Source organism: Streptomyces sp. AM25, from assembly GCF_058146165.1.
In genome coordinates this window covers 1-23965 of sequence record NZ_JBKIWN010000015.1, presented here as the reverse complement: position 1 = coordinate 23965, position 23965 = coordinate 1, and the positions used below count along the sequence as shown (strand labels likewise).

General features: G+C 72.4%; 23 protein-coding genes and 1 pseudogene. 22 read left to right on the top strand and 2 right to left on the bottom strand.

Annotated features, from left to right (window positions below):
- Positions 1 to 218: 218 nt before the first annotated feature.
- Positions 219 to 1454 (top strand): signal recognition particle-docking protein FtsY, encoded by a 1236-nt coding sequence (gene ftsY, locus ACLHRZ_RS20715; protein ID WP_490419982.1) that lies wholly within the window; start codon positions 219 to 221, stop codon positions 1452 to 1454.
- 147 nt (positions 1455 to 1601) lie between these two features.
- Here the strand turns inward: ftsY and ACLHRZ_RS20710 are convergent, their stop codons facing one another.
- Complete coding sequence (locus ACLHRZ_RS20710; protein ID WP_490419981.1) at positions 1602 to 2273, bottom strand: bifunctional DNA primase/polymerase; 672 nt, start codon at positions 2271 to 2273, stop codon at positions 1602 to 1604.
- 508 nt (positions 2274 to 2781) lie between these two features.
- On the opposite strand from ACLHRZ_RS20710, the gene nsdA reads away from it, so the two are divergent.
- The 5 genes from nsdA (at position 2782) to ffh (ending at position 10571) form a co-directional block, all read left to right on the top strand.
- The gene (gene nsdA / locus ACLHRZ_RS20705; RefSeq protein ID WP_490419980.1) at positions 2782 to 4296 is read left to right on the top strand and encodes a transcriptional repressor NsdA; all 1515 of its coding nucleotides are present in this window, start codon (positions 2782 to 2784) and stop codon (positions 4294 to 4296) included.
- A 313-nt stretch (positions 4297 to 4609) separates the two neighbouring features.
- The gene (locus tag ACLHRZ_RS20700; protein WP_490419979.1) at positions 4610 to 5899 is read left to right on the top strand and encodes an ammonium transporter; all 1290 of its coding nucleotides are present in this window, start codon (positions 4610 to 4612) and stop codon (positions 5897 to 5899) included.
- A complete protein-coding gene (locus tag ACLHRZ_RS20695) occupies positions 5896 to 6234 on the top strand; it encodes a P-II family nitrogen regulator (RefSeq protein ID WP_490419978.1) in 339 nt (112 codons plus the stop codon). The genes ACLHRZ_RS20700 and ACLHRZ_RS20695 overlap by 4 nt, the downstream gene beginning before the upstream one ends.
- A 136-nt stretch (positions 6235 to 6370) precedes the next feature.
- Positions 6371 to 8947 (top strand): [protein-PII] uridylyltransferase, encoded by a 2577-nt coding sequence (locus ACLHRZ_RS20690; RefSeq protein WP_490419977.1) that lies wholly within the window; start codon positions 6371 to 6373, stop codon positions 8945 to 8947.
- A gap of 76 nt (positions 8948 to 9023) precedes the next feature.
- Positions 9024 to 10571 (top strand): signal recognition particle protein, encoded by a 1548-nt coding sequence (gene ffh, locus ACLHRZ_RS20685; protein WP_490419976.1) that lies wholly within the window; start codon positions 9024 to 9026, stop codon positions 10569 to 10571.
- Between the two features lie 88 nt (positions 10572 to 10659).
- On the opposite strand, the gene ACLHRZ_RS20680 is transcribed toward ffh, so the two are convergent.
- Complete coding sequence (locus tag ACLHRZ_RS20680; protein WP_490419975.1) at positions 10660 to 11496, bottom strand: SAM-dependent methyltransferase; 837 nt, start codon at positions 11494 to 11496, stop codon at positions 10660 to 10662.
- Positions 11497 to 11714: 218 nt separating this feature from the next.
- Between ACLHRZ_RS20680 and proS the strand changes: the two genes are divergently transcribed.
- The 16 genes and pseudogenes from proS to ACLHRZ_RS20600 form a co-directional block, all read left to right on the top strand.
- Complete coding sequence (gene proS / locus ACLHRZ_RS20675; RefSeq protein ID WP_490419974.1) at positions 11715 to 13130, top strand: proline--tRNA ligase; 1416 nt, start codon at positions 11715 to 11717, stop codon at positions 13128 to 13130.
- A gap of 197 nt (positions 13131 to 13327) precedes the next feature.
- Entirely contained in the window at positions 13328 to 13918 is a 591-nt protein-coding gene (locus ACLHRZ_RS20670; RefSeq protein WP_490419973.1) for a hypothetical protein, read from the top strand.
- Between the two features lie 206 nt (positions 13919 to 14124).
- Positions 14125 to 14559: a 30S ribosomal protein S16 gene (gene rpsP / locus ACLHRZ_RS20665; RefSeq protein ID WP_490419972.1), complete on the top strand. Its 435-nt coding sequence runs from the start codon at positions 14125 to 14127 to the stop codon at positions 14557 to 14559.
- Positions 14560 to 14561: 2 nt separating this feature from the next.
- Complete coding sequence (locus tag ACLHRZ_RS20660; protein WP_004924853.1) at positions 14562 to 14801, top strand: RNA-binding protein; 240 nt, start codon at positions 14562 to 14564, stop codon at positions 14799 to 14801.
- 97 nt (positions 14802 to 14898) lie between these two features.
- Complete coding sequence (rimM, locus tag ACLHRZ_RS20655; protein ID WP_490419971.1) at positions 14899 to 15465, top strand: ribosome maturation factor RimM; 567 nt, start codon at positions 14899 to 14901, stop codon at positions 15463 to 15465.
- Entirely contained in the window at positions 15465 to 16274 is an 810-nt protein-coding gene (gene trmD, locus ACLHRZ_RS20650) for a tRNA (guanosine(37)-N1)-methyltransferase TrmD (protein ID WP_490419970.1), read from the top strand. Before rimM ends, trmD begins: the two co-directional genes overlap by 1 nt.
- Positions 16275 to 16405: 131 nt before the next feature.
- Positions 16406 to 16756 carry a 50S ribosomal protein L19 gene (rplS, locus tag ACLHRZ_RS20645; RefSeq protein WP_168096161.1) on the top strand — a complete coding sequence of 117 codons (351 nt, stop codon included), beginning with the start codon at positions 16406 to 16408 and terminating at the stop codon, positions 16754 to 16756.
- A 45-nt stretch (positions 16757 to 16801) separates the two neighbouring features.
- Positions 16802 to 17632, top strand: coding sequence for a signal peptidase I (gene lepB / locus ACLHRZ_RS20640; protein WP_490419969.1), 831 nt, complete (start codon positions 16802 to 16804; stop codon positions 17630 to 17632).
- Positions 17625 to 18654: pseudogene (gene lepB / locus ACLHRZ_RS20635) on the top strand (signal peptidase I). The gene lepB (ACLHRZ_RS20640) and the pseudogene lepB (ACLHRZ_RS20635) overlap by 8 nt, the downstream one beginning before the upstream one ends.
- On the top strand, positions 18578 to 19555 hold the full coding sequence (gene lepB, locus ACLHRZ_RS20630; RefSeq protein WP_490419968.1) for a signal peptidase I: 978 nt from the start codon (positions 18578 to 18580) through the stop codon (positions 19553 to 19555). Before lepB (ACLHRZ_RS20635) ends, lepB (ACLHRZ_RS20630) begins: the two are co-directional and overlap by 77 nt.
- Positions 19556 to 19638: 83 nt before the next feature.
- Positions 19639 to 20397, top strand: a complete 759-nt coding sequence (gene lepB / locus ACLHRZ_RS20625; protein ID WP_490419967.1) for a signal peptidase I — start codon at positions 19639 to 19641, stop codon at positions 20395 to 20397.
- On the top strand, positions 20390 to 20884 hold the full coding sequence (locus ACLHRZ_RS20620) for an NUDIX hydrolase (protein ID WP_490419966.1): 495 nt from the start codon (positions 20390 to 20392) through the stop codon (positions 20882 to 20884). Before lepB (ACLHRZ_RS20625) ends, ACLHRZ_RS20620 begins: the two co-directional genes overlap by 8 nt.
- Before the next feature lie 39 nt (positions 20885 to 20923).
- Positions 20924 to 21232 (top strand): DUF2469 domain-containing protein, encoded by a 309-nt coding sequence (locus tag ACLHRZ_RS20615; RefSeq protein ID WP_007821609.1) that lies wholly within the window; start codon positions 20924 to 20926, stop codon positions 21230 to 21232.
- An 87-nt stretch (positions 21233 to 21319) separates the two neighbouring features.
- On the top strand, positions 21320 to 21679 hold the full coding sequence (locus tag ACLHRZ_RS20610; protein ID WP_490419965.1) for a YraN family protein: 360 nt from the start codon (positions 21320 to 21322) through the stop codon (positions 21677 to 21679).
- Positions 21679 to 23289 carry a YifB family Mg chelatase-like AAA ATPase gene (locus ACLHRZ_RS20605; RefSeq protein ID WP_490419964.1) on the top strand — a complete coding sequence of 537 codons (1611 nt, stop codon included), beginning with the start codon at positions 21679 to 21681 and terminating at the stop codon, positions 23287 to 23289. The genes ACLHRZ_RS20610 and ACLHRZ_RS20605 overlap by 1 nt, the downstream gene beginning before the upstream one ends.
- A partial coding sequence (locus ACLHRZ_RS20600) for a DNA-processing protein DprA (protein WP_490420211.1) occupies positions 23172 to 23965 on the top strand: 794 nt, incomplete at its 3' end. The genes ACLHRZ_RS20605 and ACLHRZ_RS20600, both read left to right, overlap by 118 nt.

The following is a 23965-nucleotide window of genomic DNA, read 5'->3' as shown; positions in this document are numbered from 1 at the left end:
AGCCGGGCCGGCTCGCCAAGGCCTCTGACCAGAAAAGGTCTTTGCGGACTCTACGCGCGTCGCGTAGTTGCACGCCATCGTACTTTGCTCCAACTTTGGCCGGATAGTGTCATTGGTCCTCGTGGTAAACCACAAAAACCCGGCGGTAGTGCCGCGAAAACACGGGGCCGACGACACGGCACCGGCACGCCGCCCCGGTGTCCGATACTGGGGGCGTTATGGAATTCGTCATCCTTGCCGTAGTCATCGCTGTGATCGCGCTCGGCGCGATCAGCGGGCTCGTGGTGAGCAGCCGCAAGAAGAAGCAGCTGCCCCCGGCGCCGCCGAGCAGCCCGTCCGTCACCGCGCCGCCCGCCGAGCCCCACGTCGGCGAGGAGGCCGAAGCCCCGCGCGAGGAACCGCGCCGCACCATCGAAGAGGTGGAACTGCCGGAGGCCGTCGAGGCCCCGGCGGAGGAGGCCCCGGTCGTCGAGCCGGAGGCCGCGGCCCCGGCCGCGCCGGTCGTGGAGGTCCCCGAGCCCACCGCCGGCCGCCTCGTCCGGCTGCGTGCGCGGCTCTCGCGCTCGCAGAACACCCTGGGCAAGGGTCTGCTGACCCTGCTCTCCCGGGAGCACCTCGACGAGGACACCTGGGAGGAGATCGAGGACACCCTGCTCACCGCCGACGTGGGCGTCGCGCCCACGCAGGAGCTGGTCGAGCGGCTGCGCGAGCGCGTCAAGGTGCTCGGCACCCGCACCCCCGAGGAACTGCGCACCCTGCTCCGCGAGGAGCTGCTCGCGCTCATCGGCACCGACTTCGACCGCAGCGTCCACACCGAGCCCGGTGTCGGCGTGAACGGCGAGGAGAAGCCCGGCGTCGTCATGGTCGTCGGCGTCAACGGCACCGGCAAGACCACCACCACGGGCAAGCTCGCCCGGGTGCTGGTGGCCGACGGGAAGTCCGTCGTGCTGGGCGCCGCCGACACCTTCCGCGCCGCCGCGGCCGAGCAGCTGCAGACCTGGGGCGAGCGCGTCGGCGCCCGCACCGTCCGCGGCCCCGAGGGCGGCGACCCGGCGTCGATCGCCTTCGACGCGGTCAAGGAGGGCATCGCCGAGAACGCGGACGTCGTCCTGATCGACACCGCGGGCCGGCTGCACACCAAGACCGGTCTCATGGACGAGCTGGGCAAGGTCAAGCGGGTCGTCGAGAAGCACGGCTCGGTGGACGAGGTCCTGCTGGTGCTGGACTCCACGACGGGCCAGAACGGCCTGGTGCAGGCCCGGGTGTTCGCCGAGGTCGTGAACATCACGGGCATCGTCCTCACCAAGCTGGACGGCACCGCCAAGGGCGGCATCGTCGTCGCCGTCCAGCGCGAGCTGGGCGTGCCGGTGAAGCTGGTGGGGCTGGGTGAAGGGGCGGACGATCTGGCGCCGTTCGAGCCGGAGGCGTTTGTCGATGCGCTGATCGGCGACTGAACGTCGCGGTCTCCACGGGCCTGGTGAAAGGGGCCTCTCCGCAAGGGCGGAGGGGCCCCTTTCCTCGATCCCGTCGTGTCGGCTGCGGGCCGTGCGTGGCTGGTCGCGCAGTTCCCCGCGCCCCTTCGGGGCGCGACGGTGCCGCGTCTACGGAGCCCCACCCGACCTGTGGGAGACGTACGCCAGCGTGCCCAGCAGCAGCCTGGCCTCCGGGGGGCAGCCTGCCGTGTCGAGGGCCGGGGGGCGGAGCCAGCGCATCGGGCCGAGGCCGGCGAAGTCCGAGGGCGGGGCGGTGATGTGGTCGCCGGGGCCCAGGCCGCGCAGGTCGAGGCGGGTGTCGTCCCAGCCCATCCGGTAGAGCAGCTGGGGGAGTTGCGCGGCGGCGCCCGGTGCGACGAAGAACAGGGCGCGGCCGTGCGGGGTGAGGGCGACGGGCCCGAGCGGGAGCCCCATCCGCTCCAGGCGGGCCAGCGCGTGCCGCCCGGCCGCCTCGCTGACCTCCAGGACGTCGAACGAGCGCCCCACCGGCAGCAGCACGGCCGCCCCCGGCACCTCGGCCCAGGCGGCCGCAGCCTCGTCCAGCGTGGCGCCGGCCGGGACGGGCGGGGCGAAGGAGAGCGGGTGGGCGCCGGGGGCGGGGCAGCCGGCGGCGCCGCAGGAGCAGCTCACCCGGCTGCCGCGGGCGGCTCGGGCGCCCGGCGCCACGTCCCACCCCCACAGGCCGGTGTACTCCGCGACCGTGGTCGCGGTGTCGGACGCGCGGCCTCGGCGCCGAGAGCCCGAGCGCAGATCCCGGATGCCGCCGATTGTGAAGCCCATGCCCCCTCCAACGGGTCTGTTTCGCGGTTGGTTACGTGTCGGAGTGTCTCGGACACGTACGGTCGCGGACCTCGTCTCCGGGGCGGCGCGACGGTGCGCGGGAGGTGGTGCGGGGCGCGGTGCGCGCCGCCCCGTGCACCGATCCACTCACCGGCCGGTCGGCCGCAGCCCGGCGGTGCGGCCGGCGGCTCGCCGACTCCCTTGATCCTTTCCGGCGTTGCCGGATGTCAAGTCAATCGCGGCCGGTGGCACAGCAGTTCATCCGTTGGGGTGGCGAATGGTGGCGTTTGCTGGACTGCTCTCGCCTGATCGGTGATCGTAGGATTACTTTCGGTGCAAGAACCCCGGGAGATGCGCCCAGCAGTGGGTATGCCGGAGGCATGTGACGCTTCCCGTCGTTCCCGGCGGCGCCCGCGCATCGCCGGACAGGCCGTCTCAACAGACGGCATGCTGTTGGCGGTTCGCGCGGCAGCGCGCACAGAGCAGAGTTCGGGATGGGGGCATTCCAGTGGGCGGCAACGTCAGCGGTGCCGATGGAGCCGGCAGGGCCGATCGGCAGGAGCGGTCCGAGAAGCGTCCGAACGAGCAGCTGAACTCCTGGTTCCTGCAGAGCGGCTGGTCGAAGGGCGAGCTTGCCCGGCAAGTGAACCGCCGGGCACGCCAGTTGGGCGCCCATCACATCAGCACGGACACGTCCCGTGTCCGTCGCTGGCTGGACGGGGAGCAGCCGCGCGAGCCGATTCCGAAGATCCTCTCCGAGCTGTTCTCCGAGCGGTTCGGCTGCGTGGTCGGCGTCGAGGACATCGGGCTGCGCGCCGCGCACCAGTCGCCCTCCGTCGGCGGGGTGGACATGCCCTGGGCCGGCAGCCAGACGATCGAGCTGCTCAGCGAGTTCTCCCGCAGCGATCTGATGCTCGCCCGCCGGGGCTTCCTCGGCGCCTCGCTCGCCCTCTCCGCGGGTCCCTCCCTCATCGAGCCCATGCAGCGCTGGCTGGTCCCCGGCCCGGCGAGCCGGGAGGACCGCGCCGAGGGAGCGGCGCAGGAGCGCTCCCGGCGCGGCACCCGGCTCTCCAAACCGGAGCTGGAGCTGCTGGAGTCCACGACGAAGATGTTCCGCCAGTGGGACGCCCAGTGCGGCGGCGGCCTGCGCCGCAAGGCCGTGGTCGGTCAGCTCCACGAGGTGACGGACCTGCTCCAGGAGCCCCAGGCGGAGGCCACGTCCAAGCGCCTGTTCAAGGTCGCCGCCGAACTGGCCGAGCTTGCGGGCTGGATGAGCTACGACGTCGGCCTGCACCCGACGGCGCAGAAGTACTTCGTCCTGGCGCTGCACGCCGCCAAGGAGGCCGGGGACCGCCCGCTCGGTTCGTACATCCTCTCCAACATGAGCCGCCAGATGATCCATCTCGGCCGCCCCGACGACGCGTTGGAGCTGATCCACCTCGGCCAGTACGGCTCGCGGGAGACGGCCACCCCGCGCACCCAGGCCATGCTCTACGCCATGGAGGCGCGGGCCTACGCCAGCATGGGGCAGCCGGCCAAGTGCAAGCGCGCGGTCACCATGGCGGAGGACTGCTTCGCCGACTGCCTGCCCGGCGACGGCGATCCCGACTGGATCCGCTTCTTCTCCGAGGCCGAGCTCAACGCGGAAAATGCGCACTCCTTCCGCGATCTCGCCTATGTGGCGGGCCGCAGCCCGACGTACGCCTCGCTGGCCCGGCCCAAGATGGAGCGGGCCGTCGAGCTGTTCTCCCAGGATCCCGAGCACCAGCGGTCGTATGCGCTCAACCTGATCGGCATGGCCACCGTGCACCTCATGGAGCGCGAGCCGGAGGAGTCCACGATCCTGGCCGGCCAGGCCCTCAGGATCGCCAAGCAGGTCCGCTCGGAGCGGGTGAACAACCGCCTGCGCAAGACCGTGGACTCGGCCGTGCGCGATTTCGGCGGACTGTCCGAAGTCCGTGAGCTCACCGACCAACTCGCCGTTCACCTGCCGGACTCGGTGGAAGCCGCCCAGGCGGTCTGACCCCCTCCGGCCCCTCGGCCCCGGCCGCGACGACCCTCCCGTACAGCCCGACTCGGCTCCCCCACGCCAGGTCATACCGGGTGGTCGTCGCGGTCGGTCTGCATGGCCGCCGGGGTGTCCGGCGGAGAGTAGCGGCAGTCCCTTCCGGGCTCCGGGTGATTCACCCGGGCGTAACACGGGCGATGTGTTCGTCACTGACGCGAAACAACCGGCGGCATCGGCTGAAACGGCGCTGCGCGAGCCTGACGCGACACCGGCCCGGGGAACGACGGCCCGCACGGGGGCGGGGCCGCTGCTGCGAGGAGACACCGACTTGAATGGCGCAGATACCGCATTCGTACTGATCAGTGCCGCGCTCGTGATGCTGATGACGCCGGGCCTGGCCTTCTTCTACGGCGGCATGGTGCGGGTGAAGAGCGCCCTCAACATGCTCATGATGTCCTTCATCTCACTCGGCATCGTCAGCGTGCTGTGGGTCCTCTACGGCTATTCGCTTGCCTTCGGTGACGACCTCGGCGTAGGACTGCTGGGCAATTTCGACCACATCGGGCTCAAGGGCATCAGCCCCGAGACGCTGACCAACGGCAAGGACGGCATCCCGGTCCTCGCCTTCGCCTTCTTCCAGCTGATGTTCGCGGTCATCACCCCCGCCCTGATGAGCGGCGCCCTCGCGGACCGTGTGAAGTTCAGCGCCTGGGCCCTGTTCATCGCCCTGTGGGTGACGGTCGTCTACTTCCCGATCGCGCACTGGGTCTGGCAGCCCGACGGCTGGCTGGCCCAGCTCAAGGTCATCGACTTCGCGGGCGGCACGGCCGTCCACATCAACGCGGGCGTCGGCGGCCTGGCAGCCGTCCTCGTCGTCGGCAAGCGCATCGGTTTCACCAAGGACCCCATGCGCCCCCACAGCCTGCCCCTGGTGATGCTGGGCGCCGGACTGCTGTGGTTCGGCTGGTTCGGCTTCAACGCCGGCTCCGCTCTAGCCGCCAACGGCACCGCCGCCAACATGGCCTTCAACACCCAGGTCGCCACGGGCGCGGCCATGCTCGGCTGGCTGGTCTACGAGCGCATCAGGCACGGCGCCTTCACCACCCTGGGCGCGGCCTCCGGAGCCGTCGCCGGCCTCGTCGCCATCACGCCGTCGGGCGCCGCCGTCAACGCCTTCGGCGCCCTGCTCATCGGCGTCGTCGCCGGGGCCGTCTGCTCCTGGGCCGTCGGTCTCAAGTTCAAGCTCGGCTTCGACGACTCGCTCGACGTCGTCGGCGTCCACCTCGTCGGCGGCATCATCGGCACCCTGCTCGTGGGCGTCCTCGCCGTGAACGGCGTGGGCGGCGCGGTCCAGCTCGGCCGGCAGGCCGTCGGGGCGTTCTCGGTGCTCGCCTACTCCTTCACCGTCTCCTGGCTCCTGGCCAGGCTCGTCGACAAGCTCGTCGGCTTCCGGGCGACCGAGGACGACGAGATCAGCGGCCTCGACCAGGCCCTGCACGCCGAGACCGCCTACGACTTCAGCGCGGTCGGCGGCGCCCCGGCCCCTCGCACCGCCGACCCGTCCGCCACCCCGGAGCAGCAGCCCCCGGCCCCGAACAGCAAGAAGGTCGATGCATGAAGCTCATCACCGCGGTCGTCAAGCCCTTCCGGGTGGAGGCGGTCAAGCAGGCCCTGCAGGAGTACGGGGTCGACGGCCTGACCGTCACCGAGGCCCAGGGGTACGGCCGGCAGCGCGGGCACACCGAGGTCTACCGCGGTGCGGAGTACCGGGTGGACCTGCTGCCCAAGACGCGCATAGAGGTACTCGTCGAGGATGTCGATGTGGAGCCGGTCGTCGACGCCATCGTCAAGGCCGCCCGCACCGGCAAGATCGGCGACGGCAAGGTGTGGGTCGTCCCCGTCGAGACGGTCGTCCGCGTCCGCACCGACGAGCGCGGCCCGGACGCGCTCTGAGCTCCGCTGCACGTGCGGTTCGGTGGCTGCGGGCCGTCCGCGGCCGGTCGCGCCCACGCGGCGGAGCCGCATATCGAATGCAGCCCCGCGCCCCTCGGGGCGCGGTACCGCACCGGATTTCGACAAGTCCGCCGAGATGCCCCAGGGAGACCGGGTGACGGAGACCGAAGGCGCCGGCTACGCGGCCGCCCGGCTGCGCCTCCTGCACGAGGAGGCGCAGGCCGGGCCCCGGCTGCGGGCCGAGCTCGCCCGGATCACCGACGGCTGGCTCGGCGGGCTGCTGGGCCGCACCCGGGGCGTCGCCCTCGTCGCCGTCGGCGGCTACGGGCGCGGGGAGCTCTCCCCGCGCAGCGACCTGGACGTGCTGCTCCTCCACGACGGTACGGCCGACGCCGCCGCGACGGCCGCCCTGGCCGACCGCGTCTGGTACCCGGTCTGGGACATGGGCCTCGCCCTCGACCACTCCGTCCGCACCCCCGCCGAGGCCCGCAAGACCGCCGCCTCCGACCTCAAGGTCCACCTCGGCCTGCTCGACGCCCGGCACCTCGCCGGGGACCCCGCCCTCACCGCGGCCCTGCGCACCACCGCCTACGAGGACTGGCGCGCCCAGGCCCCCGGCCGGCTGCCGGAGCTGCGCGAGATGTGCGAGGACCGCGCCCGGCGCCAGGGCGAACTGCGCTTCCTGCTGGAGCCCGACCTCAAGGAGGCCCGCGGCGGGCTGCGCGACGCCACCGCCCTGCGCGCGGTCGCCGCCTCCTGGCTCGCCGACGCCCCGCGCGAGGGCCTGGAGGAGGCCCGCACCCTGCTCCTCGACGCCCGCGACGCCCTCCATCTGGCCACCGGCCGCGCCTCCGACCGGCTCACCCTCCAGGAACAGCACCAGGTCGCCACGGCCCTCGGGCTGCCCGACGCGGACGCCCTGCTGCGCCGCGTCTACGAGGCGGCCCGCACGGTGTCCTACGCCGCCGACGTCACCTGGCGCGAGGTCGGCCGGGTGCTGCGGGCCCGCTCCGGACGGGCCCGGCTGCGCCGCGTGTTCGGCGGCCGCGGCGGGCGGGGCGGCTTCGTGGAGCCCGAGCGGATCCCGCTCGCCGAGGGCGTCGTCGAGCAGGAGGGCGAGGCGGTGCTCGCCCGTGCCGCGCGCCCCGAGCGCGACCCCGTGCTCCCGCTGCGCGCGGCCGCCGCGGCTGCGCAGGCGGGGCTGCCGCTGTCGCCGCACGCGGTGCGGCGGCTGGCGGGCGCCGGCCCGCTGCCGGCGCCTTGGCCGGCCGAGGCCCGGCAGCAACTGGTCACGCTGCTGGGCGCGGGGGAGCCGGCCGTGGCCGTCTGGGAGGCACTGGAGGCGGAGGGCATCGTCGCGCGGCTGCTGCCCGAATGGGAGCACGTCCGCTGCCGCCCGCAGCGCAACCCCGTCCACCGCTGGACCGTCGACCGGCACCTCGTCGAGACGGCGGTGCAGGCCTCCGCCCTCGCCCGCCGCGTGGACCGGCCCGACCTGCTGCTCGTCGCCGCCCTGCTGCACGACATCGGCAAGGGCCGCCCCGGCGACCACTCCGAGGCAGGGGAGGCCGTCGCCCGGGAGGTGGCGGCGCGGATCGGCTTCGACGCCGCCGACACGGCCGTCCTCGGCACGCTCGTCCGCCACCACCTGCTGCTCGCCGAGACCGCCACCCGCCGCGACCTCGACGACCCGGCCACGGTCCGCACGGTCACCGACGCGGTCGCCACCGCCGGGACGCTGGAACTGCTGCACGCCCTCACCGAGGCGGACGCCCGCGCCACAGGCCCGGCGGCCTGGAACCCCTGGCGGGCCTCGCTCGTGGACGGACTCGTCCGCCGCGCCGCCGCCGCGCTCGCCGGTGCCCCGATCGCGGACCGCCGGGAGCGCGGAGCACCCACGGTGGACCAGCAGGACCGCGCCACCGAGGCGCTCGGCGCGGGCGGGCCCGTCGTCACCCTGGGCGAAGAGCCCGTCGGCGTCGAGGTGTTGATGGCCGTCCCCGACCGGCCGGGCGTCCTGCCGGCCGCGGCCGGCGTGCTGGCGCTGCACCGGCTGACGGTGCGGACCGCGGAGCTGCGGACGGTCCGGGGCGTGCTGCTGCTCGACTGGCAGGTCGCCGCCGAGTACGGCTCCCTGCCGGAGGCGGCCCGGCTGCGCAACGACCTCGTGCGGGCCCTGGACGGCTCGCTCGACGTCGCCGCACGCCTGGCCGAGCGCGAGGCGGCGTACGCGAAGCGCAGGAGGCCCGCCCCCGCGCCCCCGCGTGTGACGGTCGCGCCCGGGGGCTCCCGCACGGCGACGGTCCTGGAGGTGCGGGCCCAGGACGCACCGGGCCTGCTGCACCGGATGGGCCGCGCGCTGGACGCGGCGGGGGCACGCGTGCGCAGCGCCTACGTGAGCACGCTGGGTGCCAGCGTGGTGGATGCGTTCTATGTGACGGGGGTGGACGGACGGGCACTTCCCGAGGAAGAGGCCGCCGCGCTGGCCCGCGGAATGCAGGAGATGCTGGGGGGTGCCCGATGGGCCGGTGCGGGCCCTGCGGCTCCCCCAGCTACCGCTGGGGGTGCCCCCAGCACGGCACCTCGCCGCGTTGTCGCAGCACCCAAGGACGCCCAGTCCGAGGGCGATGCTCCCCCAGCTACCGCTGGGAGGTGCCCCCAGCAGACACCGCAGGACCCGCACCGGCCCATCGGGCACCCCCCAGGCGGCTGACCGCACCGGGGGCGGGCGGATACCCTTGGGGGTCAGCCGCCGACTCGAGTCTCGACCAGAAGGATCCGCGACCACCGTGTTCGATACCCTCTCCGACCGCCTCGCAGCGACGTTCAAGAACCTCCGGGGCAAGGGGCGCCTCTCCGAGGCGGACATCGACGCCACCGCGCGCGAGATCCGCATCGCCCTGCTCGAGGCCGATGTCGCCCTGCCCGCCGTCCGCGCGTTCATCAAGCAGGTCAAGAACAGGGCCCTCGGCGTCGAGGTCTCCCAGGCCCTGAACCCGGCCCAGCAGGTCATCAAGATCGTCAACGAGGAGCTCATCGGCATCCTCGGCGGCGAGAGCCGCCGGCTGCGCTTCGCCAAGCAGCCCCCGACCGTCATCATGCTCGCCGGTCTGCAGGGTGCCGGTAAGACGACGCTCGCCGGAAAGCTCGGTCTCTGGCTGAAGAACCAGGGCCACGCCCCGCTGCTCGTCGCCTGTGACCTCCAGCGTCCCAACGCCGTCAACCAGCTCTCGGTCGTCGCCGAGCGCGCCGGCGTCGCGGTCTTCGCGCCGGAGCCGGGCAACGGCGTGGGCGACCCGGTGCAGGTCGCCAAGAACTCCATCGAGTTCGCCCGGTCCAAGCAGCACGACGTCGTGATCGTCGACACCGCCGGCCGCCTCGGCATCGACGCCGAGATGATGCAGCAGGCCGCGGACATCCGCGACGAGGTGCAGCCCGACGAGATCCTCTTCGTCCTCGACGCCATGATCGGTCAGGACGCGGTCAACACCGCCGAGGCCTTCCGCGACGGCGTCGGCTTCGACGGCGTCGTGCTCTCCAAGCTCGACGGCGACGCCCGCGGCGGTGCCGCGCTGTCGGTCGCGCACGTGACCGGCAAGCAGATCATGTTCGCCTCCAACGGCGAGAAGCTGGACGAATTCGACGCGTTCCACCCGGACCGCATGGCGTCCCGCATCCTCGGCATGGGCGACATGCTCAGCCTCATCGAGAAGGCCGAGCAGACCTTCAGCCAGGACGAGGCCGAGAAGATGGCGGCCAAACTGGCGAAGGGGCCGAAGGAGTTCACGCTCGACGACTTCCTGTCCCAGATGGAGCAGGTCCGCAAGATGGGCTCCATCAGCAAGCTGCTCGGCATGCTCCCGGGCATGGGCCAGATGCGGGACCAGATCAACAACCTCGACGAGCGCGACGTCGACCGCACCGCCGCGATCATCAAGTCGATGACCCCGGCCGAGCGCCAGGACCCGACGATCATCAACGGCTCCCGCCGCGCCCGTATCGCCAAGGGCTCCGGCGTGGACGTCAGCGCCGTCAAGAACCTGGTCGAGCGGTTCTTCGACGCCCGCAAGATGATGTCCCGCATGGCCCAGGGCGGCGGCATGCCCGGGATGCCCGGCCTGCCGGGCATGGGCGGCGGCGCGGGCCGCAAGAAGAAGCAGACCAAGCAGGCCAAGGGCAAGCGGCAGTCGGGCAACCCGATGAAGCGCAAGGCCGAGGAGCAAGCCGCCGCCGAGCGCCGCGCACAGCAGCCGGCGAGCCCGTTCGGCCTGCCGGCCGGCGGCCAGGACGGCCAGGACTTCGAACTCCCCGAGGAATTCAAGAAGTTCATGAAGTGATCGCGGGTTCCCCCGCGCCCCGCAAGGGGCGCGGGACCGCTGCATATCGCGTGGGCGCGAACAACCCGGGGCGGCCCGCAGCCAAGGCTCAGCGATGCGCCACCAGGTACCGGAACACGTTGGGCATCCACACCGTCCCGTCGCACCGCAGGTAGGGGTGCAGCGCCTCGGCCAGTTCCTTGACCACCTGCTCCTCGTCCGTGGCCCGTTCGGCCGCGTCGAAGGCGCCGGTGGAGAGCAGACCGCGGATGGCGCTGTCCATGTCGGCGTATCCGTACGGGCAGGCCACCCGCCCCGAACCGGCGGGCCGCAGGCCCGCCGCCCGGGCCAGTTCCTCCAGATCGTCGCGGCCGCTGGGCCGCCACCGGGCCGGCGCGCACATGGGGTCCGCGAGCCGGGCCGCGACCCGGAACGCCCCCGATGCCGCACAACGCTCCGCCGGCCCCCAGCCGGCCAGCACGACCGGTGCGCCGCGCTCGGCGAGGCCCGCCGCGCGGACGAGCTCCGGCACGCCGACGCCGGGGCCGCCGCCCGTCGGGCAGAGCGGGCCGAAGGCGGTGACGAGCGTGAACGGCCCGTCGCCCGGCCGCTGTACGGCCTCCGGGCCGCCCGGCCGCAGCCGGGCGGCGGACGCGGAGGAGCCGGGGGAGCCCTCCGGCAGCAGCCGGTCGCGGGCCATTTCCAGCCGGTACGGGTCGTGTTCGGTGCCCCACACCTCGGCGCCGCGGGCGGCGGCCATCAGCAGGGCGAGGCCCGAGCCGCAGCCGAGGGCGAGCAGCCGGGTGCCGGGTCCGGTCTCCAGCCGTTCGTAGACCGCCTCGTAGAGCGGGACCAGCATCCTTTCCTGGATTTCCGCCCAGTCGCGGGCCCGGGTGTCGGGCGAGGTCGAGGACGGCCGGTGCCGCCGAGCCAGCGTTGGTGTCATCGAAAGCGCCCCAATCCGCCGAGAGCCGTGTCCACGTCCGAAAAGCCGCCCCCATGTGTGGTGCCGTGCACGCGCTGAAAAAGCCCCCCGATGCCAGAGAACTCCGCTTCCGTCCCCGAGTCCAGGGGCTGTGGGGAGAACGTTCGGGGGGCCGGTCCTGCGGGGTTGCGGACGAGCGGATTCACACTCGGCGTGACGCGCCCCGTACCATTCCCACCATGGCAAAGGCTCCCATTCTCACTCCCCGGGCGGAAGACTTCCCGCGCTGGTACCAGGACTTGATCAACAAGGCCGAGCTGGCCGACAACGGCCCGGTGCGCGGCACCATGGTCATCCGACCGTACGGTTACGGGCTCTGGGAGCGCATGCAGCAGGAGATGGACGCTCGGATCAAGGACGCGGGCGCCTCCAACGCGTACTTCCCGCTCTTCATCCCGCAGTCCTACCTGACGAGGGAGGCGGAGCACGTCGAGGGCTTCGCCCCCGAGCTCGCGGTCGTCACGCACGGCGGCGGCAAGGAGCTCGACGAGCCGGTCGTCGTCCGGCCGACCTCCGAGACGATCATCAACGAGTACTTCTCCAAGTGGGTGCAGAGCTACCGCGACCTGCCCCTGCTGATCAACCAGTGGGCGAACGTGGTGCGTTGGGAGATGCGCCCGCGCGTCTTCCTGCGCACCAGCGAGTTCCTCTGGCAGGAGGGCCACACGGCCCACGCCACCTACGAGGACGCCCGCGACTACGCCGCCCGCATCCACCGCGACGTCTACTACGACTTCATGGTCAACGTCCTGGGCATCGACGTGGTGCTCGGCCGCAAGACGCCCAAGGAGCGCTTCGCGGGCGCGATCAACACCCTCACCCTCGAGGGCATGATGGGCGACGGCAAGGCGCTGCAGATGGGCACCAGCCACGAGCTCGGCCAGAACTTCGCCAAGGCGTTCAACACCTCGTACCTGTCGAAGGGCGGTCAGCAGGAGCTCGTCTGGCAGACCTCCTGGGGTGTCTCGACCCGCATGGTCGGCGGTCTGATCATGTCGCACGGCGACGACAACGGCCTGCGCGTCCCGCCGCGGCTGGCGCCGGTCCAGGCCGTCGTCCTGGCGATCAAGGGCGACGAGGCCGTGCTCGCCAAGGTCCGCGAGATCGGCGACGTGCTCAAGGCCGCGGGCGTCCGCGTGCAGGTCGACGACCGCACCGACACCCCCTTCGGCCGCCGCGCCGTGGACTGGGAGCTCAAGGGCGTGCCGGTCCGCATCGAGATCGGCCCGCGGGACCTGGAGAACGGCACCGCGATGCTGGCCCGCCGTATCCCGGGCGGCAAGGAGCCGGTGCGCATCGACGAGCTGGCCGCGCTGCTGCCGAAGGTCCTGGAGGAGGACCAGGAGCTGCTGCTGCGTCAGTCCCGCGAGCGCCGCGAGTCCCGCACGACGGACGTGAAGACGATCGACGAGGCGGCCGAGGCCGCGGTCGCCGGCGGCTGGGCGCGGATCCCGTGGTCGGTGCTGGGCACGGACGGCGAGGCCGAGCTGGCCGAGCAGGCCGTGACGGTGCGCTGCCTGGTGAACGAGGACGGCTCGGTGCCGGAGACGGACGACGCCGCGGGTGCCCTGGCGATCGTCGCGCGCGCCTACTGAGGCGCTGTCCAGTGAGCGCGTGAGCGCTGACTGATGCGTCAGTACGTCCCACCTTGCGAACAGGTGCGCGGGTTCTCCGCAGTTCTGCGCACCCGCCCTCGTCAGGGCGTATGAGGCGGGAAACTGACTGGTACGTGCAAAATATTTGGGATGGCCCGGTATCGGAACACCGGGCCGTCCCTGCTCGTTGTCACGACGTGAGCACGACACCACCTGTACTCGCCGCAGAGCTGGCGCAGGCGTGGGCCGACATTCAGCGGTACCACCCCGAGCTGCCGGATCTAGCCGCGCCCGAATCGTTGATCGGGGAGTCGTCGTCCGCCTGTGGCGCCGAGCTCTCCTTCGAAAGGCTGCTGCACGAGGCAGTGCACGGCATCGCGGCCGCCCGCGGTGTCCGGGACACCTCACGCGCCGGCCGCTACCACAACCGCCGGTTCCTGGCGATCGCGGAGGAGCTGGGGCTCGACCACAGTGAGGAGCCGCATCCCAGCAGCGGCTTCTCCCTGGTCGCGCTCAACCCGGAGGCGCGCAAGCGCTACCGCCCCACCATGGACAGACTGCAGCGGGCGCTCAAGGCGCACACGGTCGCCACGGCGGCCGACACCACCCGTACCTTCCGGGGCCCGGCGGCCCGGCACGGTTCGTCCGGCGGCGGGGTGCGGGTGAAGGCGGTGTGCGACTGCGGACGCAACGTCCGGGTCGTGCCCTCCGTGCTCGCGCAGGCGCCGATCATGTGCGGCGGCTGCGGGCAGCCGTTCCGCATCCCGGAGGCCGTTTCCGTCGGCTGAGACGGATCCGGGCCGGTCCCGGGGCGCGGCCGGCCGATCCGGGTCGGCCGCCCCCGGCCGGTATGGCACAATGGGGGGCTGTACTCGACAGTCGCACAGGACCCCTCTCTCCTCCGGCTGACGCGTCCATCGGGCACCCGAGTACCGCAACCCCACGTGGCATCCCGTTGTGCCCAACCACGTCAAGACCAGGAGACACCACTCCAGTGGCAGTCAAGATCAAGCTGAAGCGTCTGGGCAAGATCCGTTCGCCTCACTACCGCATCGTCATCGCCGACTCCCGCACCCGCCGTGACGGCCGGGCCATCGAGGAGATCGGCCTGTACCACCCGGTGCAGAACCCCTCGCGCATCGAGGTCAACAGCGAGCGCGCCCAGTACTGGCTGAGCGTCGGCGCCCAGCCGACCGAGCCCGTGATGGCCATCCTCAAGGTCACCGGCGACTGGCAGAAGTTCAAGGGCCTGCCGGCCCCGGCCCCGATGCTCGTGGCCGAGCCGAAGGACAAGCGCGCCGCGTTCGAGGAGTTCACCAAGGCTCTCGAGGCGAGCGAGGCGAAGGGTGAGGCCATCACCCCGAAGGCCAAGAAGTCGGAGAAGAAGGACGAGGCCGCCGAGGCCGAGTCCGCGTCGACCGAGGCCTGAGGATGCTCGAGGAGGCCCTTGAGCACCTCGTGAAGGGCATCGTCGACAACCCCGACGACGTGCAGGTCGCCTCGCGCAACCTGCGCCGCGGGCGCGTGCTGGAGGTCCGGGTCCACCCCGACGACCTCGGCAAGGTGATCGGCCGCAACGGCCGCACCGCGCGTGCGCTGCGGACCGTCGTGGGCGCCATCGGCGGCCGGGGCATCCGCGTCGACCTCGTCGACGTGGATCACGTTCGCTGAGCAAGCGATTGAGCACCGGCACGGGCCGGGAAGGGTTCTCCTTCCCGGCCCGTTGTCGCGTTCGTACGGAAAAACCTGAAGGACAGAGGATCGGATCGTGCAGCTCGTAGTCGGCAGGATCGGCCGCGCCCACGGGATCAAGGGCGAGGTCACCGTTGAGGTGCGTACGGACGAGCCCGAGCTGCGGCTCGGACCCGGTGCCGTGCTGGCCACCGACCCGGCCGGTGTCGGGCCGCTGACCATCGAGTCCGGCCGGGTGCACAGCGGCCGGCTGCTGCTCCGCTTCACCGGCGTGGGCGACCGCACCGCCGCCGAGGCGCTGCGCAACACCCTCCTCGTCGCCGAGGTCGACCCGGACGAGACGCCCGAGGACCCCGAGGAGTTCTACGACCACCAGCTGATGGACCTCGAGGTCGTCACCCTCGACGGCACGGTCGTCGGCCGGATCGCGGAGATCTCCCACCTGCCCTCGCAGGACCTGTTCATCGTGGAGCGCCCCGACGGCGGCGAGGTCATGATCCCGTTCGTCTCCGAGATCGTCACGGAGATCGACCTGGACGCCCAGCGCGCGGTCGTCGACCCGCCGCGCGGACTCCTCGACGGCGCCGAGGCCGAGGTCGCGAGCTCCCGCGAAGAGGGCTCCGGCGAGGAGGGCGACGCCTGATGCGCCTCGACGTCGTCACGATCTTCCCCGAGTACCTCGAACCGCTGAACGTCTCGCTCGTCGGCAAGGCCCGCGCCCGTGGGCAGCTGGACGTGCGCATCCACGACCTGCGCGGCTGGACGCACGACAAGCACAACACCGTCGACGACACCCCCTACGGCGGCGGCCCCGGCATGGTGATGAAGCCCGGGCCGTGGGGCGAGGCGCTCGACGAGATCATCGCCTCGGGGGAGGGGGAGCCCGTCATCGTGGTCCCCACCCCGAGCGGCAGGCCGTTCACCCAGGAACTGGCCGTCGAGCTCTCCGGGAAGCCGTGGCTGGTCTTCACACCGGCCCGCTACGAGGGCATCGACCGCCGCGTCATCGAGGAGTACGGCGACCGCGTCGACGTGCGCGAGGTCTCCATCGGCGACTACGTGCTGGCCGGCGGCGAGGCCCCGGTCCTGGTGATGGTCGAGGCCGTCGCCCGGCTGCTGCCCGGCGTGCTGGGCAACGCCGAGTCGCACCGCGACGACTCCTTCGCGCCCGGCGCCATGGCCGACCTGCTGGAGGGCCCGGTCTACACCAAGCCCCCGGAGTGGCGCGGCCGCGGCATACCGGACGTGCTGGTCAGCGGCCACCACGGGAAGATCGCCCGCTGGCGCCGCGACGAGGCGCTGCGCCGGACGACCGCGAACCGGCCCGACCTGATCGAGCGGGCCGACCCGGCGGCGTTCGACAAGAAGGACCGCGAAATGCTCTCGATCCTGGGCTGGGCCCCGGGCGAGGACGGCCGATTTGGGCGTCCGGGGCAGGACATGGAAGAATAAGCCGTTGCCTTGCGTCCGGTGACGCCCCTGCCACAGGGGGAACGACGTCCGCCCGGCACATCAGGCACCATCTCCTCTTTCGGCACCAGTTCCGCCGATGACCTGTGGCATCGGCGAGGAAGCAGACTCACATGTCTTCTCTGCTCGACAACGTCAACGCCGCGTCGCTGCGCACCGACGTCCCGGCCTTCCGTCCCGGTGACACCGTGAACGTCCACGTTCGCGTCATCGAGGGCAACCGCTCCCGCATCCAGCAGTTCAAGGGTGTTGTCATCCGCCGCCAGGGCGCGGGCGTCAGCGAGACCTTCACGGTCCGCAAGGTCTCCTTCTCCGTCGGCGTCGAGCGCACCTTCCCGGTGCACAGCCCGATCTTCGAGAAGGTCGAGCTCGTGACCCGCGGTGACGTCCGTCGCGCCAAGCTGTACTACCTCCGTGAGCTGCGCGGCAAGGCCGCGAAGATCAAGGAGAAGCGCGACAACTGAGCTGATCGCCGGGGTTCCGATCCGGCCGGATAGGCTTTCGGCCCGATGGACACCGACGCACAGTTCGCAGAGCTTCCGGAGCGCGACCGCTCTCCTGAACCCGATGAGGGGGAGGAGCAGGGGTCGCGCTCCGCGCATGTCCGGGGCCGCCGCCCGCTGCGCGCTCTGCGGGAGTGGGCGACGGGCGGCGGGCCGCTGCGCCGGGCCGGGCTGCTGCTGGCCTGCTGCATGGTGTTCGTGCTCCTGGTCAGCAGCTATCTGGTGCAGCCCTTCCTGATCCCGAGCAGCTCGATGGAGAACACGCTCCGGGTGGGCGACCGGGTGCTCGTCAACAAGCTCGCCTACCGCTTCGGCGACACTCCGCGCCGCGGCGACGTGATCGTCTTCGACGGCACCGACTCCTTCGTCCAGGACCCGCCCGCCGAGAACCCGGTGACGGCGGTGATCCGCAAGGCGGGCTCGTCCGTGGGTCTGATGACCCCGGCGGGGACGGACTACGTCAAGCGGGTCGTGGGCATCGGCGGCGACCGCGTCACCTGCTGCGACAAGCGCGGGCTGCTGCAGGTCAACGGCCATCCGGTGCTGGAGGACGGCTATCTCCACCCCGGCGACGCCCCGTCCCGGGTACCGTTCGACATCGTGGTGCCGGAGGGAAAGCTCTGGGTCATGGGGGATCACCGCGACGACTCCCGTGACTCTCGTGATCATTTGGGGGAGCCCGGCGGGGGCACGGTCCCCGTGGACCGGGTCATAGGACGCGCCGACTGGATCGGCTGGCCGTTCGGCCGGATCCGCTCGCTGCCGGCGACCGGCGCCTTCGACGGCGTGCCGGCTCCGGGGCCGGGGACCGCCCACGGCGGTATGCCGCATGGGTAGCCACAGCCGCACCGCCACGGGGGGACGCGGCCGGGCGGCCGAGGCCTCCGTGCCGGAGGGGCGGGCCGCGCGGCGGAAGGCCGCGCGCCGGGCCGTGCGGCGCAGGCGCCGGGCCACGATCCGCGAGGTGCCGGTCCTCATAGCGGTGGCGCTGCTGATCGCGCTGGTGCTCAAGACGTTCCTGGTGCAGGCGTTCGTTATCCCGTCCGGTTCCATGGAGCAGACCATCCGGATCGGCGACCGGGTGCTCGTCGACAAGCTGACGCCGTGGTTCGGGTCCACGCCGCACCGCGGCGACGTTGTGGTCTTCAAGGACCCGGGCGGCTGGCTGGAGGGCGAGCAGACGCACACCGGGCAGGATCCGGTGGGCATCCGCCAGATCAAGCAGGGGCTGACGTTCATCGGTCTGCTGCCGTCCGCCGACGAGCAGGACCTGATCAAGCGGGTGATCGGCACCGGCGGCGATACGGTCAAGTGCTGCGACAAGGACGGCAAAATCACGGTCAACGGAACGCCGTTGGACGAGCCGTACATCCACCCCGGCAATCCGCCCTCGCAGATCCGCTTCGAGGTGAAGGTCCCGCAGGGCCGGCTCTTCGTCATGGGGGACCACCGGTCCAATTCGGCCGATTCCCGCTTCCATCTGGACGAGGCCGGGCAGGGGACCGTACCGGAGAACCTGGTGGTCGGGCGGGCGATCGTGATCGCCTGGCCGTTCGATCACTGGAGCAGGCTGGCCGAACCCGGCGGATTTTCATCGGTCGGGGACGCGCCGCGGGCGGGGGCGCGAGCGGACGGCCCGGAGCATAGGGTGTCCCCCACGGATCAGGAAGGATTGATCCGGCTCCCGACCCCTGCGGAACTCCCGCTCGTTATGGGAGTGGTGGGCCTGCGTCGTATGTACGACAGGCGGCAGCGTGGAGTGAGGAGTGGATTGTGGGGGATTTGGCGGTCGGCGCACGGTCCGGTCACGGAGAGCCCGAGAAGCGGCCCGGCGGGCCGGACGGGTCACCGAGGGGTGACGCGTCCGATGAGGCCATGTCCCAGGCGGAGGCCGGACCGGCCGGGCCGGAGCACGGCGAGGTGACGTCCGGGGAGGAGCCCGGGCGGGCGTCCGGCCGGGGTGCGAACGACATGGTGCCCAAGAAACAACGATCCTTCTGGAAGGAGCTGCCGATCCTGGTCGGCATCGCTCTCATCCTCGCGCTCATCATCAAGACCTTCCTGGTGCAGGCGTTCTCGATCCCCTCGGAGTCGATGCAGAACACCCTGCAGCGCGGCGACCGGGTGCTGGTCGACAAGCTCACGCCGTGGTTCGGCTCCAAACCCGAGCGCGGCGAGGTCGTCGTCTTCCACGATCCGGGCGGCTGGCTCGGCGAGACCCCCCAGCAGGACAACGGCCCGATCGCGGGCGGCCTCCAGAAGGTGCTCAGCTTCATCGGCCTGATGCCCTCGGCCGAGGAGAAGGACCTCATCAAGCGGGTCATCGCGGTCGGCGGGGACACCGTGGAGTGCAAGGGCAACAACGACCCGGTGGTCGTCAACGGCAAGCCGCTGAACGAGCCGTACATCTTCCCGGGCAACACGCCCTGCGGTGACAAGCCGTTCGGCCCGATCAAGGTGCCCAAGGGCCGGATCTGGGTCATGGGCGACCACCGCCAGGACTCCCTCGACTCCCGCTACCACCAGGAGCTGGACAAGTACCAGGGCACGGTCTCGGAGAACGAGGTCGTCGGGCGCGCCATCGTCGTCGCCTGGCCGCTGAACCGCTGGTCGACGCTGCCCGTGCCGGACACCTTCAGCCAGCCGGGGATCAACGCCGCGGCCGCTGCGGCGCCGCCCGCCCTCGGGCTGGCGGGCGCGGTGCCGCTGGTGCTATGGCGCCGCCGCCGGATCGTCCTGAAGGCCGCGCAGAAGGGCTGACCGGCGACGGTACCCCCGGGTAGGGTGCGATTCCAGGCCGCCGAGGGCGGAGGGATGCGGATCCGAGGCACACGGGGGTCGCGATGAGCGCAGCGGAACGTACGGGCGAGGGCCACGGCCGCCTGGGCAGGGTGCTGTCCGGGCTGGCCGTGGCCCTCGGCTGTGTGCTCTTCCTGGGCGGCTTCGCCTGGGGCGCGTTCCTGTACCAGCCGTACACGGTGCCCACCGACTCCATGTCCCCGACCATCGGCCGGGGCGACCGGGTGCTCGCCGAGCGCATCCACGGCGGCGACGTGCGTCGCGGGGACGTGGTCGTCTTCCGGGACAAGGTCTGGGGCGACGTGCCGATGGTCAAGCGGGTTGTCGGGGTGGGCGGGGACACCGTCGCGTGCTGCGACAAGCAGGGGCGGCTGACGGTCGACGGCCGGTCCGTCGACGAGCCGTACCTCGGTACCGAGGGCCTCGCCTCGCCCACCGGCTTCTCGGCCACCGTGCCGGAGGGGCAGCTCTTCCTGCTGGGCGACCACCGCACCGACTCCCTCGATTCCCGGTACCACCTGACCGATCCCGGCCACGGCACGGTGCCGCGCGACGCCGTCCGGGCACGTGTCGACGCCACGGCCTGGCCGGGCCGTGGCATGCTCGACCGCCCGGCCTCCTTCGCCGCGCTCCCGGGCGGCACCTCGCAGGCCGGACCGCTGCCGCAGCTGCTGACCGCCGTGATCGCCGGCGCCGTGCTCATCCTGGGAGGTGCGGCGTACGGACCCGTCGCCCGCCGCGCGGCGGAACAGGCGGCGGCGCGGCGGGAGAAGCGCGAGAGGGCGGTGGCGTCCCATGGCTGAGCACGGCGCGCTCCGCAAGGCGGCCCGGGTGGTGCTGCTCGACCGGCAGGACCGCATCCTGCTGCTGCACGGCTGTGAACCGGACGACCCCTCCGACACCTGGTGGTTCACCCCGGGCGGCGGGCTGGAGGGCGCCGAGGACTGGGCGGACGCGGCGCGCCGGGAGCTGGCCGAGGAGACCGGGATCACCGAGATCGACCTGGGCCCGGTGCTCTGGCGGCGCATCTGCTCCTTCCCGTTCGACGGGCGGCGCTGGGACCAGGACGAGTGCTATTTCCTGGCCCGGACCGGCCAGGAGCCCGACTGGACCGGAGGGGGGACGGAGCTGGAGCGGCGCAGCCTCACGGGTCTGCGGTGGTGGACCTGCGAGGAACTGCTCGCGACCCGTGAGACGGTGTATCCGACCAGGCTCGCCGAGCTGCTGCAGAGGCTGCTCGACGAGGGTCCCCCGAGCTCACCGGTGCGCCTGGAGACGGAGCGTGCCTGAAGCACAATGGGGGGACGCACGGCTGAAGGGGAACATGCCATGAGCGCCGAGGACCTCGAGAAGTACGAGACCGAGATGGAGCTGAAGCTCTACCGGGAGTACCGCGATGTCGTCGGACTGTTCAAATACGTGATCGAGACCGAGCGGCGTTTCTACCTCACGAACGACTACGAGATGCAGGTCCACTCCGTGCAGGGAGAGGTCTTCTTCGAGGTCTCGATGGCCGACGCGTGGGTCTGGGACATGTACCGGCCGGCCCGGTTCGTGAAGCAGGTACGGGTGCTCACGTTCAAGGACGTGAACATCGAGGAGCTGAACAAGACCGACCTCGACCTCCCGGGAGGGTGACGGGGTTTTCCACAACCGCCGGGTTGTCCACCAAGATCCAATAGTTTCCGGCGCAGGCGTCACTCTCGGTGCGGGAGGTGGTGCCGAATGGACGCTCGACGAGCGCTCGGACGCTACGGGGAGGACCTGGCGGTACGCCGGCTGGCCGAGGCCGGGATGACGGTGATGGCGCGGAACTGGCGCTGCCGCGACGGCGAGCTGGACATCGTGGCCCGTGATGCGGACGCCCTGGTCGTGTGCGAGGTGAAGACCCGCAGGGCCGGGCGGTACGAGCATCCGCTGGCGGCCGTGCGGTCCGACAAGACGGGCCGGCTGAGACTGCTGGCCGAGCGCTGGCTGGAGCGGCACGGCGGGCCGCCGCCGGGCGGTGTGCGGATCGACGTGGTGGGCGTGGTCGTCCCCGACCGCGGTGCGCCCGTGGTGGAGCACGTCAGGGGGGTGGCCTGATGGGCTTCGCCCGTACCTGCTCGGTCGCCCTGGTCGGGGTCGAGGGCGTCGTGGTCGAGGTCCAGGCCGGCCTGGAGCCCGGCGTCGCGGCCTTCACCCTGGTCGGCCTGCCCGACAAGAGCCTGGTCGAGTCGAAGGACAGGGTCAGGGCGGCCGTGGTGAACTCCGGTGCCGACTGGCCGCAGAAGAAGCTCACCGTGGGCCTCAGCCCGGCCTCCGTCCCCAAGGGAGGCAGCGGCTTCGACCTCGCCGTGGCCTGTGCCGTCCTGGGCGCGGCCGAGCGCGTGGACCCGCGCGCCATCGCCGACCTGATGCTGATCGGCGAGCTGGGCCTCGACGGCCGGGTCCGCCCGGTCCGCGGTGTCCTCCCGGCGGTGCTGGCCGCCGCCGACGCGGGCTACCGGCACGTCGTCGTCCCCGAGGCCACCGCCGCGGAGGCGGCGCTGGTGCCCGGCATCTCGGTCCTCGGGGTGCGCAGCCTGCGCCAGGTCATCGCCGTCCTCGCCGACGAGCCGGTGCCCGAGGAGGACGAGAGCCTGCCGGGCGAGGGCCACCCGGACCCCATGCTGGCCGGGCTCGTCCTGCCGGGAGCCGCCCTGGGCGTGCCCGCGCCGGATGCCCTCGACCGGCCCGACCTGGTCGAGGTCGCCGGGCAGCACCGCGCCCGCCGGGCCCTGGAGGTGGCCGCCGCCGGGCGCCACCACCTTCTCTTCACCGGACCGCCCGGAGCAGGCAAGACCATGCTGGCCGAGCGGCTCCCCGGGCTGCTGCCGCCCCTCACCCGCCAGGAGTCACTGGAGGTGACGGCGGTGCACTCGGTGGCCGGGGTGCTTCCGCCGGGGCAGCCCCTCATCGACCGCGCGCCGTTCTGCGCGCCCCACCACTCCGCCTCCATGCCGTCCCTGGTCGGCGGCGGTTCGGGGATGCCGCGGCCCGGAGCGGTGTCGCTGGCGCACCGCGGCGTACTTTTTCTCGACGAGGCTCCGGAGTTCCCCGGGCGGGTGCTCGACGCGCTGCGGCAGCCCCTCGAATCCGGTCATGTGATCATCGCCCGCTCGGGCGGGGTGATGCGTCTCCCGGCCCGCTTCCTGCTCGCGCTGGCCGCCAACCCCTGCCCGTGCGGCCGGCACGGGATGACGGGGGACGGCTGCGACTGCCCGCCGCGGGTGATCAGGCGTTATCTCGCCCGGCTCTCCGGGCCGTTGACGGACCGCGTGGATCTGAGGGTGACGGTCGAGCCGGTGGCCCGCTCCGAGCTCACCGGGCCGGGCGCCGCCGAGCCGACCGCCGTGGTCGCCTCCCGGGTGCTCGCTGCGCGCGAGCGGGCCTCCGACCGGTACGCGGGTACGCCGTGGCGCACCAACAGCGAGGTGCCCGGGCACGAGCTGCGCACGCGCTGGCGTGCCGGTCCGGGCGCGCTGGCCGAGGCCGAGCGGGACATGGAGCGCGGCCTGCTGACGGCCCGCGGGCTGGACCGGGTGCTCCGGGTGGCCTGGACCGTGGCCGATCTCGCCGGTCACGACCGCCCCGACGCCGAGGACGTCGCCCAGGCCCTGGAACTGCGCACCGGCATCCAGCGGGGCGCGGTCCTGGCGGGGGGACGGCCATGACGGGGCCGGGCCGGGAGGAGCGGCTGGCGCGGGCGGCCCTGACCCGGCTGACCGAGCCCGGCGACGAGGCCGTCGGCCGATGGCTGCGGCAGATGGGGCCCCTGGGGCTGGTGCGCGGGCTGACGGGCAAGGGGCCGCCGCCCAAGGGCGCCCGGGAGGAGCGGCTGGCCGGGTGCCGGGCCCGTGCCGAGGTGCTCGACCCCGTGGCCGACCTCGCCGCCGTCGCCCGGCTCGGCGGCCGCTTCCTCTGCCCCGGCGACCTCGAATGGCCCGGCCAGCTGGACGACCTGGGCGACGCCCGGCCCATCGGCCTGTGGGTGCGCGGGAGTCCGGGCGTGCGGACGTGGGCGCTGCGTTCCGTCGCGGTGGTCGGCGCCCGGGCCTGTACCGGCTACGGCTCCCATGTGGCGGCGACTCTGGGCGCCGGGCTCGCGGAGCGCGGCTGGGTCGTCGTGTCCGGGGCGGCCTACGGGGTCGACGGCGCCGCCCACAGGGGAGCGCTCGCCGCCGACGGGGCGACGGTGGCGGTGCTGGCCTCGGGGGTGGACGTGCCCTATCCGCGCGGGCACACCGAGTTGCTCGACCGCATCGCGGAACAGGGCCTGCTGCTGGCCGAGTTGCCCCCGGGCGGGCACCCGACGCGCAGCAGGTGTGTTAACTGCACCTTTTTGAGCTC

What these genes read in the sequence shown, in the direction of transcription:
- ACLHRZ_RS20680 (WP_490419975.1), bottom strand. Translation starts at nt 11,496, where the DNA reads ATGACACCAACGCTGGCTCGGCGGCACCGGCCGTCCTCGACCTCGCCC.
- ACLHRZ_RS20695 (WP_490419978.1), top strand. Translation starts at nt 5,896, where the DNA reads ATGAAGCTCATCACCGCGGTCGTCAAGCCCTTCCGGGTGGAGGCGGTC.
- lepB (WP_490419967.1), top strand. Translation starts at nt 19,639, where the DNA reads ATGAGCGCAGCGGAACGTACGGGCGAGGGCCACGGCCGCCTGGGCAGG.
- ACLHRZ_RS20615 (WP_007821609.1), top strand. Translation starts at nt 20,924, where the DNA reads ATGAGCGCCGAGGACCTCGAGAAGTACGAGACCGAGATGGAGCTGAAG.
- ACLHRZ_RS20690 (WP_490419977.1), top strand. Translation starts at nt 6,371, where the DNA reads ATGCCCCAGGGAGACCGGGTGACGGAGACCGAAGGCGCCGGCTACGCG.
- ACLHRZ_RS20605 (WP_490419964.1), top strand. Translation starts at nt 21,679, where the DNA reads ATGGGCTTCGCCCGTACCTGCTCGGTCGCCCTGGTCGGGGTCGAGGGC.
- ACLHRZ_RS20660 (WP_004924853.1), top strand. Translation starts at nt 14,562, where the DNA reads ATGCTCGAGGAGGCCCTTGAGCACCTCGTGAAGGGCATCGTCGACAAC.
- rplS (WP_168096161.1), top strand. Translation starts at nt 16,406, where the DNA reads ATGTCTTCTCTGCTCGACAACGTCAACGCCGCGTCGCTGCGCACCGAC.
- proS (WP_490419974.1), top strand. Translation starts at nt 11,715, where the DNA reads ATGGCAAAGGCTCCCATTCTCACTCCCCGGGCGGAAGACTTCCCGCGC.
- ftsY (WP_490419982.1), top strand. Translation starts at nt 219, where the DNA reads ATGGAATTCGTCATCCTTGCCGTAGTCATCGCTGTGATCGCGCTCGGC.
- ACLHRZ_RS20610 (WP_490419965.1), top strand. Translation starts at nt 21,320, where the DNA reads ATGGACGCTCGACGAGCGCTCGGACGCTACGGGGAGGACCTGGCGGTA.
- ACLHRZ_RS20710 (WP_490419981.1), bottom strand. Translation starts at nt 2,273, where the DNA reads ATGGGCTTCACAATCGGCGGCATCCGGGATCTGCGCTCGGGCTCTCGG.
- trmD (WP_490419970.1), top strand. Translation starts at nt 15,465, where the DNA reads ATGCGCCTCGACGTCGTCACGATCTTCCCCGAGTACCTCGAACCGCTG.
- lepB (WP_490419969.1), top strand. Translation starts at nt 16,802, where the DNA reads ATGGACACCGACGCACAGTTCGCAGAGCTTCCGGAGCGCGACCGCTCT.
- ACLHRZ_RS20620 (WP_490419966.1), top strand. Translation starts at nt 20,390, where the DNA reads ATGGCTGAGCACGGCGCGCTCCGCAAGGCGGCCCGGGTGGTGCTGCTC.